14 protein-coding genes are annotated in these 18,121 nt (G+C 64.1%); 6 read left to right on the top strand and 8 right to left on the bottom strand.

The window, feature by feature from the left end; genetic code table 11:
- Window positions 1–4: 4 nt before the first annotated feature.
- From ybgC to LQ232_RS04045, 5 genes are all read right to left on the bottom strand, one after another.
- Complete coding sequence (gene ybgC / locus LQ232_RS04065) at window positions 5–481, bottom strand: tol-pal system-associated acyl-CoA thioesterase (RefSeq protein WP_230179093.1); 477 nt, start codon at window positions 479–481, stop codon at window positions 5–7.
- Window positions 482–521: 40 nt separating this feature from the next.
- Entirely contained in the window at window positions 522–1,004 is a 483-nt protein-coding gene (locus LQ232_RS04060; RefSeq protein WP_230179092.1) for a histidine phosphatase family protein, read from the bottom strand.
- A 19-nt stretch (window positions 1,005–1,023) separates the two neighbouring features.
- Window positions 1,024–3,099: a polyphosphate kinase 1 gene (gene ppk1 / locus LQ232_RS04055; protein WP_230179091.1), complete on the bottom strand. Its 2,076-nt coding sequence runs from the start codon at window positions 3,097–3,099 to the stop codon at window positions 1,024–1,026.
- A 94-nt stretch (window positions 3,100–3,193) separates the two neighbouring features.
- Complete coding sequence (gene polA / locus LQ232_RS04050) at window positions 3,194–6,019, bottom strand: DNA polymerase I (RefSeq protein ID WP_230179090.1); 2,826 nt, start codon at window positions 6,017–6,019, stop codon at window positions 3,194–3,196.
- A gap of 39 nt (window positions 6,020–6,058) precedes the next feature.
- Entirely contained in the window at window positions 6,059–6,664 is a 606-nt protein-coding gene (locus LQ232_RS04045; protein ID WP_230179089.1) for an outer membrane beta-barrel protein, read from the bottom strand.
- A gap of 206 nt (window positions 6,665–6,870) precedes the next feature.
- On the opposite strand from LQ232_RS04045, the gene LQ232_RS04040 reads away from it, so the two are divergent.
- Both LQ232_RS04040 and LQ232_RS04035 read left to right on the top strand, forming a co-directional pair.
- Window positions 6,871–7,857: a homoserine kinase gene (locus LQ232_RS04040; protein ID WP_230179088.1), complete on the top strand. Its 987-nt coding sequence runs from the start codon at window positions 6,871–6,873 to the stop codon at window positions 7,855–7,857.
- Window positions 7,854–8,672 carry a BPSS1780 family membrane protein gene (locus LQ232_RS04035; protein ID WP_230179087.1) on the top strand — a complete coding sequence of 273 codons (819 nt, stop codon included), beginning with the start codon at window positions 7,854–7,856 and terminating at the stop codon, window positions 8,670–8,672. The genes LQ232_RS04040 and LQ232_RS04035 overlap by 4 nt, the downstream gene beginning before the upstream one ends.
- Before the next feature lie 6 nt (window positions 8,673–8,678).
- Here LQ232_RS04035 and LQ232_RS04030 read toward each other — a convergent pair whose 3' ends face one another.
- Window positions 8,679–9,602: a LysR substrate-binding domain-containing protein gene (locus LQ232_RS04030; RefSeq protein ID WP_230179086.1), complete on the bottom strand. Its 924-nt coding sequence runs from the start codon at window positions 9,600–9,602 to the stop codon at window positions 8,679–8,681.
- 33 nt (window positions 9,603–9,635) lie between these two features.
- Complete coding sequence (gene recG / locus LQ232_RS04025) at window positions 9,636–11,687, bottom strand: ATP-dependent DNA helicase RecG (RefSeq protein WP_230179725.1); 2,052 nt, start codon at window positions 11,685–11,687, stop codon at window positions 9,636–9,638.
- A 235-nt stretch (window positions 11,688–11,922) separates the two neighbouring features.
- On the opposite strand from recG, the gene queA reads away from it, so the two are divergent.
- From queA to LQ232_RS04005, 4 genes are all read left to right on the top strand, one after another.
- Entirely contained in the window at window positions 11,923–12,966 is a 1,044-nt protein-coding gene (gene queA, locus LQ232_RS04020) for a tRNA preQ1(34) S-adenosylmethionine ribosyltransferase-isomerase QueA (RefSeq protein WP_230179085.1), read from the top strand.
- 74 nt (window positions 12,967–13,040) lie between these two features.
- Entirely contained in the window at window positions 13,041–15,347 is a 2,307-nt protein-coding gene (locus LQ232_RS04015; protein WP_230179084.1) for an ATP-binding protein, read from the top strand.
- A 37-nt stretch (window positions 15,348–15,384) separates the two neighbouring features.
- Window positions 15,385–16,533 (top strand): tRNA guanosine(34) transglycosylase Tgt, encoded by a 1,149-nt coding sequence (gene tgt / locus LQ232_RS04010; protein ID WP_230179083.1) that lies wholly within the window; start codon window positions 15,385–15,387, stop codon window positions 16,531–16,533.
- Between the two features lie 7 nt (window positions 16,534–16,540).
- A complete protein-coding gene (locus tag LQ232_RS04005; protein WP_230179082.1) occupies window positions 16,541–17,068 on the top strand; it encodes a hypothetical protein in 528 nt (175 codons plus the stop codon).
- Here LQ232_RS04005 and LQ232_RS04000 read toward each other — a convergent pair.
- Window positions 17,065–18,099: an endonuclease/exonuclease/phosphatase family protein gene (locus LQ232_RS04000; protein ID WP_230179081.1), complete on the bottom strand. Its 1,035-nt coding sequence runs from the start codon at window positions 18,097–18,099 to the stop codon at window positions 17,065–17,067. The genes LQ232_RS04005 and LQ232_RS04000 overlap by 4 nt on opposite strands.
- Between the last annotated feature and the right edge of the window lie 22 nt (window positions 18,100–18,121).

Genomic DNA, 18,121 nt, shown 5'->3' with positions numbered 1-18,121 from the left:
GCGGTCAACCTCCGGAGTCTGGTTTTGGGATCGGCAAGATGGCCAGGATCTGAGCGGGAATGCGGGCGGGTTTGAAGTGGTCTTCAAACGGTGACACCCAGCCAATGCGCACGCGGCCCTGGGTCAGCAAGGTATCACCCCGCCAGACTTCCTGCACAAAGGTGATGGTCGCACGGCCCAGTTCGGCCAGACGCACCGTGACGGTGAGCATGTCGTCCAACCGGGCCGGCTTGATGTAGCGCAATTGGGTTTCACCCACCACGAACATGCCTTCGCCGCCACTGCGCAGGCGTTCCTGGCTGAAACCCAGGGCGCTGAGCCATTCGGTGCGGGCGCGTTCCATGTACTTGAGGTAGTTGCCGTAGAACACGATGCCGCCGGCATCGGTGTCTTCCCAATAGATCCGCACCTGGTGCCTGAAATGCCAGGTGTCGGGCGCGGGCGCGCTGGATGGGGAGACAAAGTCGGTCGTCGGGCTCATGTGCCCTGATTATCCCGGGAATCGCGCACCGCCTGCAGGCTCAGAGAAAGTCGGGCGACTGCACCGCATGCAAAGTCACCTCCAGCTGGCCTTCACGTTCACGGCCACGGAACCACCAGACCGCCCCTTTGCGCAAGGTCCAGGGCAGGTCCTGCCCAGCCAGCAAGCGAGCTGCCAACAGCCCCAGGGTCGGCTGATGGCCCACCAGCAGCACCGGGTCCTTGGCATGGGGCCACCGGGCGGCCATCAGCAGGTCATCCACCGACGCGTCGGGCGCGATGGAAGCCACCGTCTTGAAGGATCGGCCCAGGGCCTGCGCCGTTTGCTGGGTGCGCTTGGCAGGGCTGACGAGGATGCGGGTGGTGTCGGTCAGCCGTTGATTCAACCAAGCGGCCATGCGTTCGGCCTGCCGGTCGCCCTTGGGTGTGAGGGCCCTGGCCAGGTCCTCGGCGAACGATGCGGCTGAACCATCTTCAACCACGTGGGCATGGGCTTGCGCATGTCGCCAGAGGATCAGGTCCATGGTCTGCCTCACCCTTTGGTCAATCAACCGCGCGATGCAGTTCCATCAGGGCGCGCTGTGCGCTGGGGCCATCCACGCCCACGCGCTCGTAACGCCCTTCGGCCTGCTGCTGCCAGGCATCGCAGCCGTCCATCAGGTACGGCACCAGGCATTCATCGATCACGCGCTGACGCAAGGCCAGGTCACGCACTGGCCAGGCCACTTCGATGCGCCGCGTCATGTTGCGGTTCATCCAGTCGGCGCTGGACAAGTACAAGGCCTCGTCGTGCTCGGACTCACCCCAGCGAAAGTACAGGATGCGCGTGTGCTCCAGCATGCGCCCCACCACCGAGCGCACGCGGATGTTGTCGGTGAAGCCCGGCACGCCAGGCGGCAGCACGCAGGCCCCGCGCACGATCAGGTCGATCTTGGCACCGGCTTGGCCTGCTTCGATCAGGGCCACGATCAAGGGCTCGTCGGTCAGTGAGTTGAGCTTGAGCACGATGCGCGCGGGGTGCCCGGCCTGGGCCGCTTCCCCCACGCGGGCCATCATGCGGATCAACTGCTTTTGCAGCCCGAATGGCGCCAGCATCAGCTGTTTGGGCGACCGCAATTGCGTCAGGCTGGACAGCTGCTGGAACACCATGTCCACGTCGGCTGTGATTTCCTGGCTGGTGGTCAGGTACCCCACGTCGGTGTAGACGCCAGCCGTGCGCGGGTTGTAGTTGCCGGTGGACAGGTGCGCATAACGGCGCAATCGCGTGCCTTCGCGGCGTGTGACCAGCATCATCTTGGCGTGCGTTTTCAGGCCCACGATGCCGTAGACCACCTGGGCACCCAGGGCTTCGAGCCTCTCGGCCCAGTTGATGTTGGCCTCTTCGTCAAAGCGGGCCTTGAGCTCCACCACGGCCAGCACTTCCTTGCCACGGCGCACGGCTTCCAGCAGCAGCTCCATCAGCACCGACTCGCTGCCGGTGCGGTAGATGGTTTGCTTGATGGCCAGCACATCGGGGTCGTGCACGGCCTCGCGCAGGAACTCAACCACCGTGTCGAATGACTCGAAGGGATGGTGCAACATGATGTCGCCCTTGCGCAGGTGCTCGAGCATGCCGCCTTGCTGCGGCAAGCCTTCGGGCCACCCAGGCTGGTACGCCGGAAAGCGCAAGGTCTTGCCCTGCACCTGGTCGATCAGTTGCGTCAGGCGCACCAGGTTGACCGGGCCGTTGACCTTGTACAGCGCCTGCTCGGTCAGGCCGAACTGCTCCAGCAGGAAATCCGACAGCTCGGGTGGACAGCTGCTGACCACTTCCAGGCGGATGGTCTGGCCGAACTGGCGCGTGCTCATCTTGCTGCGCAAGGCTTGGCGCAGGTCGGTCACGTCGTCTTCATCGACGTCGATGTCGGAATCGCGCGTGACGCGGAACTGCGAGAACGACAGGATCTCTCGCCCTGGGAACAACTCGTGCAGGTGAGCCCGGATGACGCTGGACAGCAGCACGAAAGACTGCCGGCCGTGGCTGATGTCTTCCGGCAGAAGAATCACGCGGGGCAGCACGCGCGGGATGCGCACGATGGCGATGGAGTTGTCACGGCCAAAGGCATCGCGGCCACCCAGCTTGGCGATGAAGTTCAGCGTCTTGTTGGCAACTTGCGGGAAGGGGTGCGAAGGGTCCAGGCCGATGGGCACCAGCAACGGGCGCACCTGCTTGTGGAAGAAGCCCGACACCCACTCGCGCTGCATCAGGTCGCGGTCGGCGTGGTTGAGGATGTCGATGCCCTCGGCCTTGAGCGCCGGCCCCACCACTTCATTGAAGATCTGGTATTGCTCTTGCACCAGGCGGTGCGCCTCGTCGGAGACATCGGCCAGGTACTTGGGGCCGATACCGGTGCCCTGCATGCGCGAGGCTTCGAGCACATCGGCGTAGCGAACCTCGAAGAACTCGTCGAAGTTGGACGACACGATGCAGATGTAGCGCAGCCGTTCGAGCAGGGGCACATCATCGCGTTGGGCCTGGGCCAGGACGCGCCGGTTGAACTCCAAGATAGCTTGTTCGCGGCTGAGCAGTTTCAAGCGCAGTGCTCCCGATGCCTTGGGCACCTCATCTGACGGAATCATGTTTTTTCTGGTGAGCTGGCCCCAGTCAACAACACGGAATGGGGCGACTCAGTGTACGCAAACATTGTGACAAGCGTTTGACAGCCTGCGCAGGTCAATGCGCGGACTCCCAGTTGGGACCGGACCCCACCTCGGCCAGCAGCGGCACGCGCAACTGCGCGACCGAGGCCATCAGGGCGGGCACCTGCGCGCGCACCCAATCCAGTTCAGCCTCGGGCACTTGCAGCACCAATTCATCGTGCACCTGCATGATGATCAGGCTGGCCTTGTGCTCGGCGTCCAGGACCTTCTGCACCTCGATCATGGCCAGCTTGATCAGGTCGGCCGCGGTGCCTTGCATGGGCGCGTTGATGGCGGCGCGTTCGGCACCTGCGCGGCTTGGGCCGTTGGGGCTGTTGATCTCGGGCAGCCACAAGCGGCGTCCGAACACGGTCTCCACATAGCCTTGCTCTTTCGCCTGGGCGCGGGTCTCGTCCATGTAGCGCTTGACGCCAGCAAAGCGGTGAAAGTAGCGTTCGATGTAACTGGACGCCGCCGACCGGTCGATGCCCAGGTTCTTGGCCAGGCCGTGCGCGCTCATGCCGTAGATCAGGCCGAAATTGATCACCTTGGCATAGCGGCGCTGCTCGCTCGAGACCTCATCCACTGGCGCGCCAAAGACTTCGCTGGCGGTGGCCCGGTGCACGTCCAGGCCCTCGGAGAATGCCCGCAGCAGGTTCTCGTCCTGCGAGATGTGGGCCATGATCCGCAACTCGATCTGCGAGTAGTCGGCCGACACGATGAAGTGGCCCGGCGGGGCAATGAAAGCCTCGCGTATCCGGCGGCCTTCCGCCGTTCGAACGGGGATGTTCTGCAGATTGGGGTCATTGCTGGACAGGCGCCCCGTGACCGCCACGGCCTGCGCGTAGTTGGTGTGCACGCGGCCCGTCTCGGCATTCACCATCAGCGGCAGCTTGTCGGTGTAGGTGGACTTGAGCTTGGCCAGGCTGCGGTATTCAAGGATGCGGGCGGGCAAGGGGTAGTCCTCGGCCAGCTTTTCCAGCACCTCTTCGTTGGTGGACGGCGCCCCCGTGGCGGTCTTCTTGACCACCGGCAGGCCTTGCTTGACGAACAGGATCTCGCCAAGCTGCTTGGGCGAGCCCAGGTTGAAAGGCTGGCCGGCCAGGTCGTAGGCCTCTTGCTCCAGCGCCACGATGCGCTGCGCCAACTCATGGCTTTGCTGCTGCAGCAGCTGGGCATCGATCAGCACGCCATTGCGCTCGATGCGCTGCAGCAGCACGGACACCGGCATCTCCATGCGCTGGTAGATGTCCTGCAAGGCGGGTTCGGCCTGAAGTTGTGGCCACAAGGTCTGGTGCAGGTGCAAGGTGAGGTCACTGTCTTCGCACGAGTATTGCGACGCGCGCTCAACCGCCACCTGCGCGAAGGGAATCTGCTGGGCGCCTTTGCCGGCCACATCTTCGTAGCTCAGGCCTTTGCGGTTCAGGAAACGCAGTGCCAGGCTTTCCAGGCCATGCGGCTTGTGCGCTTCGAGCACATAGCTTTGCAGCATGGTGTCGTGCGTGTAGCCTTGCACAGCAATGCCATGGTTGGCCAGCACGTGGCTGTCGTACTTGATGTTCTGGCCGACCTTGGGGTACTGGGCACCTTCCAGCCAGGGCTTGAGGCGGGCCAGCACCTCGTCCATGGCCAACTGCTCGGGGGCATCAGGGCCCTGGTGCGCCAGGGGGATGTAAGCTGCCTCGCCCACCGCCACCGAGAACGACAGGCCCACGATACGGGCTTTCATGGGCTCAAGCGAATCGGTCTCGGTGTCGAAAGCGGTGATCTCGGCCGCCTCGATCTTGGCCAGCCAGCGGTCAAAGGTAGGCCAGTCGGTGACGGTGTCGTAGCGCGTTGCCAGGGTGGCGGTTGCGGGCAGTTCTTCGGCGATTTCTTCACCGGCCTGCCCGGCGCCAAACAAGTCATCGGTGCCACTGGCTTTGGCAGGTTTGGCTTTGGCCTTGCCGGCCGGTGCGGCGCCCAGGGCCAGCTCCAGCTCGCGCACCCAGGTCTTGAAGCCATGGGCCACGGCGAAATCCTTCAAGGCCGCCGTGTCGGGCTCGCGCAAGGCCAGCGCGTCCAGCGCGGGCCATTGGGGCACGTGGTTGCGCAGATCGCAATCGGTGCGCACAGTGATGAGGCGGCGGCCTTGAGGCAGCCAATCCAGGGCCTTGCGCAGATTCTCGCCAGCCACGCCCTTGATGGTGTCGGCCACGGCCACGAGCTGGTCCAGCGACCCATGCTCGGCAATCCATTTGGCGGCGGTCTTGGGGCCGACTTTTTCGACGCCGGGGATGTTGTCCACCGCGTCGCCGACCAAGGTCAGGTAGTCGACGATGAGCCGGGGTGGCACCCCAAACTTGGCCAGCACACCGGCCTCGTCCAGCGTCTCGTTGCTCATGGTGTTGACCAAGGTGACGCGTTCGTTCACCAATTGCGCCAGGTCTTTGTCGCCGGTGGACACCACCACCTTGTAGCCGGCTTCGGCCGCAACCACGCAGAGGGTGCCAATCGCATCGTCGGCCTCGATGCCGGGCACTTCCAGCACGGGCCATCCGAGCAGCTTGACCACGTCGTGGATCGGCGCGACCTGGGCAGCCAGGTCTTCGGGCATGGAGGGGCGGTGCGCCTTGTAGTCGGCGTACCACTCGTCACGGAAAGTGGGGCCCTTGGCGTCGAACACGCAGACCGCGTGGCTGGAGGCCACCTGCTTGCGCAACAAGCGCAGCATGTTGACCATGCCATGCAAGGCACCCGTGGGTTCGCCCTGCGGCCCGCGCAGGTCGGGCATGGCATGGAAGGCACGGTACAGGTAGCTGGAACCGTCCACCAACAGCAGCGTTGGCAGGGCGTCGGGAGAAGAGGCCAGATCGTTCATGGCCCGCATTGTGAGGCCTGCCGAGGCAGGCCTATCGGATCAGAACTCGGCCTGGAGACCGCCACCCAGCAGGTGACGGTTGCGGTTGCCGGGGCCACTGACGGCGATGAAGTCATAGCCCGTCACCACACGCAGGTTGCGGCCGAACGGGATCGACAAGCCCAAGCCAATATACGGTGACGTGGTGAGATCCGTCTCGTGAGTCGCCACGTTCGTGGGGCTGAACTGGTCAGACCGGTTGCGTACACGCGCCACGCCCAGGCGAATGTGGCTGGTCATGGTTTCGAACATTTCAATGTTCCAGTTCATGCCAAAGGTCAGTGCCCGGGCGCTTGTACGCACACGAGTTTTTGAACCGTCGTCGGGCGAACCATTGGCGGCGCCAAAGTAGAAGTAATTGATTTCAGCCGCCACGTTGGGCGTCACGTTCCAACCTACAAAGGCCTTGCCGCCACCGGACACGCGATCGCAACCCTCTTGCCCGTTGCAGTTTTGCGAATTGGGCGCCAAGCCAATCGTGGCGCCAGCATAAGCACTGAATGGGCTTGCATGAGCCACCGAGCCCGCCAGCACGCTGGACACAAGGGCCGCAGCCAGGGACAGTCGCTTGAACGACAATGAATTGCACAGTGCTGGGGTACGCATGATGATCAACCGGCTCCTCTTGGGGAATTAGCGGGCCCCGCCAACCTTTGGGGGGGCCTGATTTCAGAACTGTGAGCAGTCTGCCACAGCGACTCCTACAATCACACGTTCTGCGTGCCCCGAACGTTGAGGGTTTTCTCCTACGTCCGAGGGCTTTCCCGAGCGGTTGTCTTCCAACCCGCCGCCTTTGCTGCCCGACCTGTCTCATGGCCGTTTTCACTGAAGTGTCCCCGCTTGAAGCCTCCGGCCTGATCTCGGCCTTGGGATTGGGCACCTTGCAATCGCTGCAAGGCGCCACCTCGGGCATCGAGAACACCAATTACTTCGTTGGCACAGACCAAGGCGACTACGTGCTCACCTTGTTCGAGCGGCTGAGCTTTGAACAACTGCCGTTCTACCTGGAACTGATGCGCCATCTGGCCGAGCATGGCATCCCCGTTCCGGCACCGCAGGCCAACGACAAAGGCGAGATCCTGCACACGCTCAAAGGCAAGCCAGCCGCCGTCGTCACCCGCCTGAAAGGCCGCAACCAACTGGCACCCCAGACGGCAGATTGCGCGCAAGTGGGGGCCATGCTGGCCCGCATGCACCTCGCGGGGCAAGACTACCCCCAGCACCAACCTAATCTGCGCGGCCTGGCCTGGTGGGCCGAGACGATCCCGGTCATCGTTCCCCACCTGGACGCGGCCCAGCGCGAATTGATCGAGTCGGAGCTGGCCTACCAGCAAGCGCTGGCCGCCTCACCCGCTTACCAACGCTTGCCCCACGGCGCCATCCACGCCGACCTGTTCCGCGACAACGTCATGTTCGATGGCCCCGTGCTGTCGGGCTTCTTTGATTTCTACTTCGCTGGTTGCGACACCTTCGGTTTCGACATTGCCGTGTGCCTGAACGACTGGTGCATCAACCTGGCCACCGGTCAGCTCGACCCGGCCCGGGCTCAAGCCTTCGTGGCCGCCTACGACGAACAACGCATACTCACCGACGATGAACTGGCCTTGCTGCCCGCCTTGTTGCGGGCCGCTGCCTTGCGATTCTGGACCTCCCGCCTGTGGGATTTTCACCTGCCCCGGGATGCCGCCATGCTGCAAGCGCACGACCCCACGCACTTCGAGCGGGTGCTGACGCAGCGCCGGCAAGCGCCCTGGCAATACCAGCGTCCTTCGCCCATCACCGGAACCCCTGCCGCATGAAACTGCGCATCATGCCCGCCCGCATGGGCCTGACCTGGATGGGCCACGGCCTGCGAGCCTGCGTTCGCCAACCCCTGGGCTTCATCGGCTTGTGGGGATTGGTCGTGTGTGCGGCCATCATCACCTGCGAAATCCTGGCGCAAATCGGGCTGGCGGCACTGGGGCCCCTGCTGATCGTGTCCCTGATGCCCGTGGTGTGGATGGGCTTCATGCTGGCCAGCCGCCGGGTGCTGACCGACCAACGCGTCACGCCTGGTGTCTTTCTGGAACCATGGCGCGGGCAGCCATCCCAGATGAAGTGGATGTGGGCGAAGCTGGGTGGCGCCTACCTGCTGGCCACCCTGCTGGTCATGGTGCTGGCCGACGCCTTTGGGCCTGGCTCCGACACGCTGGCCAAAGCCATGAAAACGGCCAAGGAAACCTCCGACCTCATCGGCAACCCCGACGTGCAGTCCGCGATGCTGTGGCAGTTCATGCTCACCATACCGGTGTCACTGATCTTCTGGCACACGCCCGCCCTCACCTATTGGGCCAAGCTGTCCTTGGGCAAGGCCTTGTTCTTCAGCGCCATCGCGTCGTGGCGCAACCTGGGCGCCTTCATGCTGTTCGGGCTGGGGTGGATGGGCCTGGCCGTGGCCTTGGTCCTGCTCAACGGGGTGTTGGCCGCCATGCTCAACGAGCCCATGCTGGTCAATGTGCTGCTCACCATGGGCGCCATGTGGATGGCGTCGGCGTTTTACGCCTCGCTGTACTTCTCGGTGGTCGACTGCTTCGAGCCCGACGAGGCCTTTGGCACCTCATCGACAGCGGCGTAAGCGACCTCAGGCCGTCAGGCGCTCAACGCCTTCCAGCGGGCAGGCGTACACCGCGTTTCGCAATGCCGCGATGGCTTCGTAGCGCGTGAAACTGCGGCGCCACACCAGCACCACGCGGCGCTTGGGCACCGGCTCGTCAAAGGGAATGAAGGCCAGGTGTGGGTGGGGCTCTTCGGGGACCGACAGCCTGGGGACCACGGTCACGCCCATGCCGGCCGCCACCATGTGCTTGATGGTCTCAAGGGACGAGCCTTCAAAGCTCTTGCGGATGCCTTCCGCATCGCTGGAAAATCGCGCGAACTCAGGGCAGACATCCAGCACGTGGTCGCGGAAGCAATGGCCCGTGCCCAACAACAGCATGGTCTCGCGCTTGAGCTCTTCCGCGCTGATCTGCTGGCGCTTTGCCAGGGCGTGGGTCCTGGGCACCGCCACCAGAAATGGCTCGTCGTACAGCGGCGCCACGGCCAGCCCGGCATCGGGAAATGGCTCGGCCAGGATGGCGCAATCGAGCTCGCCCGCCCGCAGCATCTCCAGCAGCTTGACGGTGAAGTTTTCTTGCAGCATCAAGGGCATCTGCGGCACGCTGGTGATGATGTTGCGCACCAGGTCAGGCAGCAGGTAGGGGCCGATGGTGTAGATCACGCCAAGGCGCAGTGGGCCGCCCAGCGGGTCTTTGCCACGCTTGGCGATTTCCTTGATGGACTGCGCTTGCTCCAGCACAGACTGGGCCTGGCGAACGATTTCCTCACCCAAAGGCGTGACGCTGATCTCGGCGCTGCCACGCTCGAACAGTTTCACATCCAGTTCGTCTTCCAGCTTCTTGACGGCCACGGACAGCGTGGGCTGAGACACAAAGCAAGCCTCGGCGGCCCGGCCAAAGTGGCGCTCGCGGGCCACGGCAACGATGTAGCGGAGTTCGGTCAGGGTCATGGTGAGGCTGATTGTCGGTGATTTGAGGATCGATCAGGCCTTGAGGTATTCGGCTTTGTGGCCCAGCCAGCGCTGCACATGCCGCTGCGCGATGTGCGGATGATCGCGCAACAGCATCTGGGCGCTTTCGCGGGCACGTTCGATCAGCGGCTGGTCTTCACCCAGGTCGGCAAAACGCAGCAAGGCCGCCCCGGATTGGCGCGCGCCCATGAACTCACCGGGCCCGCGGATGTCCAGATCACGGCGGGCGATTTCGAAGCCGTCATTGGTTTCGACCATCGCCTTCAAGCGCGCCTTGCCCGAGTCTGACAAGGGCGACGAGTACAACAGCACGCAGACGCTGGCCACCGCGCCGCGGCCGACCCGCCCGCGCAACTGGTGCAACTGGCTCAGGCCAAACCGCTCGGCATGCTCGATGACCATGAGGCTGGCGTTGGGCACGTCCACGCCCACCTCGATCACCGTGGTGGCCACCAGCACCGACAACTCGCCCTTCGAAAAACGGGCCATCACCTCGGCTTTCTCGGCCGTGGGCAATCGCCCATGCAGCAAGCCCACGGCGCGCCCTGCCAAGGCGTCTGACAACTCCTGGTGTGTTTGTGTGACGTTGCTCAGGTCCAGCGGCGGGCGTTGGTTGCTGTTGCGTCCCGCCGCCTGGTCGGCCGCCTGGTCGGACTCTTGCGTCTCGTCGATGAGCGGGCAGACCCAGTAGACCTGGCTGCCCTTGGCCGCCTCGTCGCGGATGCGCTCGATGACCTCGTCGCGGCGCGAATCGGCGAACACTTTGGTGACGATCGGCGTTCGGCCTGGCGGCAACTCGTCGATGGTGCTGACCTCCAGGTCGGCCAGATAGGTCATGGCCAGGGTGCGAGGGATGGGGGTGGCGCTCATCATCAAAAGGTGGGGCTCCAGGTCGGCGCCTTTGAGTTTGCCGCGCAGCTGCAGCCGCTGGGCCACGCCAAAGCGGTGCTGTTCGTCGATCAAGGCCAGGCCCAGCCGCGCGAACTCGACCTGGTCCTGGATCACGGCGTGCGTGCCCACCACCAGTTGCGCTTCGCCCGAGGCCACCATGGCCATCTGCTCGCGTTTGGCCTTGGCTTTCAAGCTGCCGGTGAGCCAGGCCACCTTGATGCCCAGGGGCTCCAGCCAGCCCACCAGCTTGCGAAAGTGCTGCTCGGCCAGGATTTCCGTGGGCGCCATCAAGGCGCATTGCCAACCGGCATCCATGGCCACGGCGGCCGCCAGGGCGGCCACCACTGTCTTGCCTGAACCGACATCGCCCTGCAGGAGTCGGTGCATGGGCTGAGGCCGCGCCAGGTCCTGCGCGATCTCATCGCCAACCCGGCGCTGGGCCGGCGTGAGTTGAAAAGGCAGCACGCTCAACAGGCGCTCATGCAAGCCCCCCGCCCTGGAAGGCAGCGCGGGGGCCTTTAGATGAGCACGCTCCTGCCTGGCCTGCAATTGCGAGAGCTGCTGGGCCAGCAGTTCCTCGTACTTCAACCGCATCCAGGCCGGATGACTGTGGTCTTCCAAGGTGGCCAGCGGCACATCGGGGCTGGGGTGGTGCAGAAAATTCAGCGCCTGGCGCAAAGTGGGCCAAGCGGCAGGCACCACGCCAGGCGGCAGGATCTCATCCAGGTGGGCGCGCTCCAAGCCCGAGGCCACGGCCTTGCGCAGGTAGGTCTGGGGCAAGCCGGCACTGGTGGGGTAGACCGGCGTGAGCGCTTCGGCCAGTGGCGTGTCGGCAGACACCACCTTGACCGCCGGGTGCATCATCTCGCGGCCAAAAAACCCGTGCCGCACCTCGCCCCGCACACGCAAGCGCACGCCCGGTGCCCAGGCCTTTTGCTGCGTGGCATAAAAATTCAGGAAGCGCAGTTGCACCTCGCCACTGCCATCGTCCAGCTTGATCAGCAGTTGCCGCCGGGACCGCATCTCGATGCGGTTGTCACGCACCATCCCTTCCACCTGCACGGTGTCGCCATCGCGGGCGTCGCGCAGCAAGGTCAGGCGCGTTTCGTCCTCGTAGCGCAATGGCAAGTGCAAGGCCAGGTCGATGTCGCGCACCAGGCCCAGCTTGTCCATGGCCTTGGCGGGCGCCGACTTGGGAGGGCTGGGGTTGGGCTTGGGGGCCGGCACGGAGGGCTGCTTGTCATGGGTGGATGAACACCGGATTGTGCAATGCGCTTGCGCATCGTCCGCGAAAGGCTTCGCCACCCCCCGCAACAGGTGGTGATTAACGCCCATTGACATACCCAAACTCACCGACAATCATGCCTTCCTTGGCACGGGGCTCGTCAGCCCCTCAATGGCAGCAGTCATGACCCGCAGTTACTCTCTTGGCGATTTCGATTTTGAGCTCCCGCCCGAACTGATCGCCCAACATCCGGCTGCCGAGCGCAGTGCCTCGCGCCTGCTGGATGGCCGTAGCCCCACCCCCGTCGACCGCATTTTTCGCGAGCTGCCATCGCAGTTAAACGCGGGCGACCTGCTGGTGTTCAACAACACCCGCGTGATCAAAGCCCGTCTGCACGGCCTGAAAAGCAGCGGGGGCACGGTGGAAGCCCTGGTAGAACGCATATTGCCGGGCCAGGAGGTGTTGGCCCACATGCGCGCCAGCAAATCGCCCAAGCCAGGCAGCCTGGTCCGTTTTGCCGATGCCTTTGAGGCCACCGTGCTGGGCCGGGGGGGCCCCGATGACGGCCTGTTCCACTTGCGCTTTGACGGCGATCCGTTGACGCTGTTGGAGCAACACGGCCATGTGCCCCTGCCGCCCTACATCACCCATGCCGATTCCAGCGACGACGTCAAGCGCTACCAGACCGTGTTCGCGGCGCGTCCCGGCGCTGTCGCCGCACCCACCGCCGCCCTGCATTTCGACGAGGCCCTGCTGGCCGCGCTGGCCCAACGCGGTGTGCAGACGGCCGAGGTGACTTTGCACGTGGGTGCCGGCACCTTCCAGCCCGTGCGCACCGAGAACCTGGCCGAACACAAGATGCACAGCGAGTGGTTCGAAGTGAGCCAGCCCACCGTGGACGCCATTGCACGCACCAAAGCCCAGGGTGGCCGCGTGGTGGCCGTGGGCACCACCACCTTGCGCGCGCTGGAGTCGGCCGCCCTGTTCTGCCCACCCGGCCAGATCCTGAAGGCGGGCAGCCGCGACACCGCCATCTTCATCACGCCAGGGTTCGAGTTCAAGGTGGTGGACGTGCTGGTCACCAATTTCCACCTGCCCAAGAGCACCTTGATGATGCTGGTCAGCGCCTTCGCGGGGTACGAGCACATCCGCGCGCTGTACCGGCACGCCATCGAACACCAATATCGATTTTTCAGCTACGGAGATGCAATGCTGATTCGAAGATAGAGTGCGCGTCAAACAAGTAATTCAATAAAAAAATCATGGGATTGAACTGGCTTAAATACGCACGGCACCTGGGAATGCTGTTGGTCCTTTGGGCCGTGGGCGCGGCGTGGGCATCGCCCAGCATGGTGGTGACCAATGCCACGCTGGCCAAAGGCCTGTGCTCCGAGCACCAGAAGGAAATCCCCGTCACGCTGCCGGACGACTGGAAGGCGCACAATCTCAAGCCTCCGGCCGTGGCCTGCTACCGCGCCAAGATCTTCATGGCGCACTCACCCACCATCGCGTGGGCCTTGCGCATTGACCGCCTGCCGGGCAACCACCGCATCACCGTCAATGGCATCCAGCTGACCACCCGCCACATGGAAGGCGCGGACGTGACCAGCATGGCCACCCTACCCTACCTGATCGAGCTGCCGGTGAACGTGCTGCTGGCAGGCGACAACGACATCGAGATCGACGTGCGCATGGGGCCTTTCCGCAAGCCCGGCATCTCGCCCATGACCGCTGGCCCCATCGCCCTCATGCGCGCCGATTTCGACACCTGGACCTCGCTCACCGTCGACCTGCCCAAGACCCTCAACTGGATGGTGGCCGGCATGGCCCTGTTCCTGCTGCTGGCCTGGCGCGCGCGCCCCTCGGACAAGGTCTTCGCCTATTTTGGGGGGCTGATGGTCGTCATGTCCTCGCGCAATGCCTTCTACTTTCTGGAGACCATCGGCTGGCCGATCCCGATCGTGGACTGGCTGTTCTTCTCGTCGCACGCGGTGACCAGCTTCTACCTCGTGGCCTTCGGGATGAGCTACGCCAACGTCGACCTCAGCCGCATCATCAATCCCCTGCGGGTGCTGGTGGTCGCGTTCATCCTGGGCTCCTTCGCCGCGCTGGACACCCCCCACCTGAACACCCTGCGCCTGATCGCCTACCCGATCATGATGATCGGTGGCATCGTGGTCGTCATCAAGGTGGTGCAGACCGCCTGGAAGCGCGACTGGGTGGAAGCGGTGTTCATGACGGCCGGCCCCGTGGGAACCTACATCAGCGTGGCCCACGACTACCTGTTCCTGACGCCTTACCTGGACGTCACTGACCTGTATTGGACGCCCTACTGCACGCCCGTCATCTTCCTGGGTTATGCCCTGACGCTGATGCGCAAGTTCGTGGACACCATGAACCTGTCGGAGCGCATGAACATCACGCTCGAAGAACGTGTGGCTGAACGCACCCGCGCGCTTGAGGTGGCCAACCAGTCCAAGACCCGCTTCCTGGCCTCCGCCAGCCACGACCTGCGCCAACCGACCGCGGCCATCGGCCTGCTGGTCAGCCTTTTGCGCCAGCAAAAAGTGGCGCCCGAAGTCAAAGAATTGACCGACATGCTGGACGAGGCCGTGGCCTCGATGGAATCCCTGCTGGTGGGCCTGCTCGACATCTCGCGCCTGGATGCTGGCGCGGTGCAGGTGCAGTTCCAACCCGTCTGTTTGAACGACGTTTTCCATGCCGTGCGCGTGCATGAGAAAAGCGCGGCCGACGCCAAAGGCCTGCAACTGCGCTTTCGCTTTCCCGCCAATGCCGGGCCACACCTCACCGTGCTGACTGACCCGGTGCTGATCCACGGCGTGCTGCGCAACCTGGTCGCCAACGCCATCCGTTACACCAAGCAGGGCGGTGTGCTGGTGGCCGTGCGTCGCCACGGCAAGCGGCGCCTGCGCATCGAAATCTGGGACACCGGCATCGGCATCGCGCCCGACCAGCAGGAACGCATCTTCGACGAGTTCTACCAGGTGGGCAATTCGGCGCGCGACCGCAGTCGGGGCATCGGTCTGGGCCTGGCCATCGTGCGCCGCACAGCGTCCTTGCTGGGCGAGCAAGTCACCGTCAAATCGCGTGTGGGCCGAGGATCGTGCTTCTCCATCGAGTTGCCACTCAACCACGTCAACACCAGCAAGCCGGTGGCGCCATCATCGCCCCAGCACCCCATGGCCGGCCGCAACGCCTGGATCGTGGAAGACGACCCCATCCTGCGCCGCGCTCTGGGCGAGATGCTGCAAAGCTGGGGCGCCCAAGTGCGAACCTGGCCCGATGGCGAAGCCCTGCTGGACGAGCTGCCGCAACTGCTGGCAGCCACCTCCCGTACGCAACGCCCCGACATCCTCATCACCGACTACCGCCTGCCCGGCATCAATGGCCTGCAACTGAGCCAGACCATCCAGGCTTACTTGCGTGAGTCGGGCGTGTCGCTGTACACGCTGATCATCTCGGGCGACACCGACCCGGCCGAAATCGCCCGCTTGAACGCTTCAGGCCAGGTGGTGATGGCCAAGCCCTTCCGCAGCGAACGGCTGCTGGAGCAGTTGCTGGCATTGCACCAGGCGAAAGCAGCCTGAGCCACGTCCCGGCGCTCACTGCGGCGACAATACCCGCATGCTGAATTTCGACCTGATCAAGACCGAAGGCCACGCGCGCCGTGGCCGCCTCACCCTCAACCACGGCGTGGTCGAGACCCCCATCTTCATGCCCGTGGGCACCTATGGCACCGTCAAGGGCGTCATGCCACGCTCGCTGGAAGAAATGGGCGCCCAGATCATCCTGGGCAACACTTTCCACCTTTGGATGCGCCCTGGCCTGGACGTGATGAAGCAGTTCGGCGGCCTGCACAAGTTCGAGAGCTGGCAAAAACCCATCCTGACCGACTCGGGCGGCTTCCAGGTGTGGTCACTGGGCGAGATGCGCAAGATCAGCGAAGAAGGCGTGCGCTTTGCCTCGCCGGTCAATGGCGACAAGCTCTTCCTCACGCCCGAAGTCAGCATGCAGATCCAGACCGTGCTCAACTCGGACATCGTCATGCAGTTCGACGAATGCACGCCCTACTGGAAAGGTGGCAAAGAGGGCCAGGCCAACGGCCACATCACCACCGAGAAAGAAGCGCGCGTGTCGATGGAACTCAGCCTGCGCTGGGCCAAACGCTGCATCACCGAGTTCACCAATCTGCAGAACCCCAACGCGCTGTTCGGCATCGTGCAAGGCGGCATGTTCGAGAACCTGCGCGAAGAATCCCTGGCGGGCCTGGTGGACATGAACCTGCCCGGCTACGCGGTCGGCGGCGTCAGCGTGGGCGAACCCAAAGACGAGATGCTGCGCGTGATGAACCACATCGTGCACAAGCTGCCCGCCAACAAGCCCCGCTACCTGATGGGCGTGGGCACGCCCGAAGACCTGGTGGCAGGTGTGGCCGCGGGCGTGGACATGTTCGACTGCGTGATGCCCACCCGCAATGCACGCAACGGCCACCTGTTCACGCGCTTTGGTGACCTGCGGCTGCGCAACGCCCGCTACAAGAACGACGAGCAGCCGCTGGACTACACCTGCACCTGTCACACCTGCCAGAACTTCAGCCGCGCCTACCTGCACCACCTGGACCGCTGCAATGAAATGCTCGGCCCGATGCTGACCACCATCCACAACCTGCACTACTACCTGAACCTGATGCGCGAAGTGCGCGAGGCCCTGGACGCAGGCACCTTCACGGAGTTCCAGCAGCAGTTCGCGGCCGACCGGGCGCGAGGGGTCTAGCCGCGCCATGGGCGCAACCCTGTCGCGCTGGGTTCGCTGGCTATTGAAAAGCCTGCGCGGCCTGCTCGGCTCGCTGGGCATCTGGCTGATCGGCCTGGTGCTGTTGTTCGAGGAATGGGGCTGGGAATACCTGGCCCGTGTCCTGGCCTGGATCGGCCGCCTGCCCGGCCTGCGCTGGATCGAGGGGCGCATTCGCACACTGCCGCCTTACGCGGCGCTGGGCCTGTTCGTGGTACCCATCCTCACGTTGCTGCCGCTCAAACTGCTGGCCTTGTACTGGCTGGGCAAGGGCCACACCTTGCTGGGCATCAGCGTGATCATCGCGGCCAAAGTGGGCGGCACGGCCACCACCGCCCGGCTGTTCATGCTGACCCAGCCCACCTTGATGCGGCTGGCCTGGTTTGCACGCTGGTTTGGCCGCTGGATGGCCTTCAAGAACACCGTCTTGGCGCGCATCAAAGGCAGCCGGGCCTGGCAGCGGTGGACGAGGTTCAAATCGCGCGTGAAGCGCTTGTACCGAAAGCTGCGCGCTTAGTGGCGCACCAACAGCAGATCAGCAATGACTGGCCGGTGCTGCGAGGCCACCTTGCCACCCACGAACGCATCGCTCACGCCGATGTCACCACTGACCAGGACATGGTCGATGCGCAAAAACGAAATCCCGGGCCACAGTGAATGCCCATGGGTGTAGCCATAGCCCAGACCCGCAGAGGAAAACGCATCCCGCAACCCCGTGTCCAGCAGGTCCTGCACCACGTTGGAATTCTCGGGGGCATTGAGGTCACCGGCCACAACGCGCGGGCGATTCATCGCTCGCAGTTGTTCGGCCAAGGCCCCGGATTGGGTCAGGCGCTTGTTCATGTTGTCGCGCCAGGCACCCAGGCCTTTGACGCCCTCGCTGCGGGCTGCGTTCAAACCATAACGCGGTGTCACGAAGTGCACGGTGACCAGGTCAAAGTCGGTCCCGTTGGCCGAGACGACACAGTGCACAAAGGTGTGGTTCTGCCCGTTGTACGGGATCAAGCCGGGCTTGCATTCCTTCAAGGGAAAGCGACTGGCCACGATGTACTGGCCAAAGGCATAAATCTCTCTTTTCCCGAAAATGGTCTTGCGCGCATCGGGAGGAACAAAATGTTCGTCCATGAACTGGCCGGCATCCTGCATGACGATGACATCGGGATCGTGCTGCAACACCTCCATGGACACCTCGGCGAGGCCATGGGGCCGTTGCACGGCCAGGTAGGACTTGACGTTGTAGGTCATCAGCCGCACGCGCCGGTAGCCCTCGTCGGCATGCCCGAAGGCCGGCCGCATCAACACAATCAGGACCACCAGCAGGCTGGTCAAGGCCAGCACCCGCCAACGCCAACCCAGGCTGAATGACCAGATGAAGGCGACCAATGCCGGCAACAGGTAGACCGGGTAGGGAACGTACAGCAACAAGGCCAGGGCGGCGTGGTTTTCCGGGTCATTGGCCAGACACAGCCACACCACCACCACGCCCAAGGCCACGCCCAAGACCGCGGCCCGCCCAGCCCACTGCCACCAAACACTCGCCCTCTGCATGCCACCCATCCTTGCCGACCTG

The sequence above is a fragment of the Aquabacterium sp. CECT 9606 genome (assembly GCF_918741295.1).
GTDB lineage: Bacteria > Pseudomonadota > Gammaproteobacteria > Burkholderiales > Burkholderiaceae_C > Aquabacterium.
The sequence above is the reverse complement of the archived record's forward strand: the minus strand, read 5'-3'. Positions and strand labels throughout refer to the sequence as shown.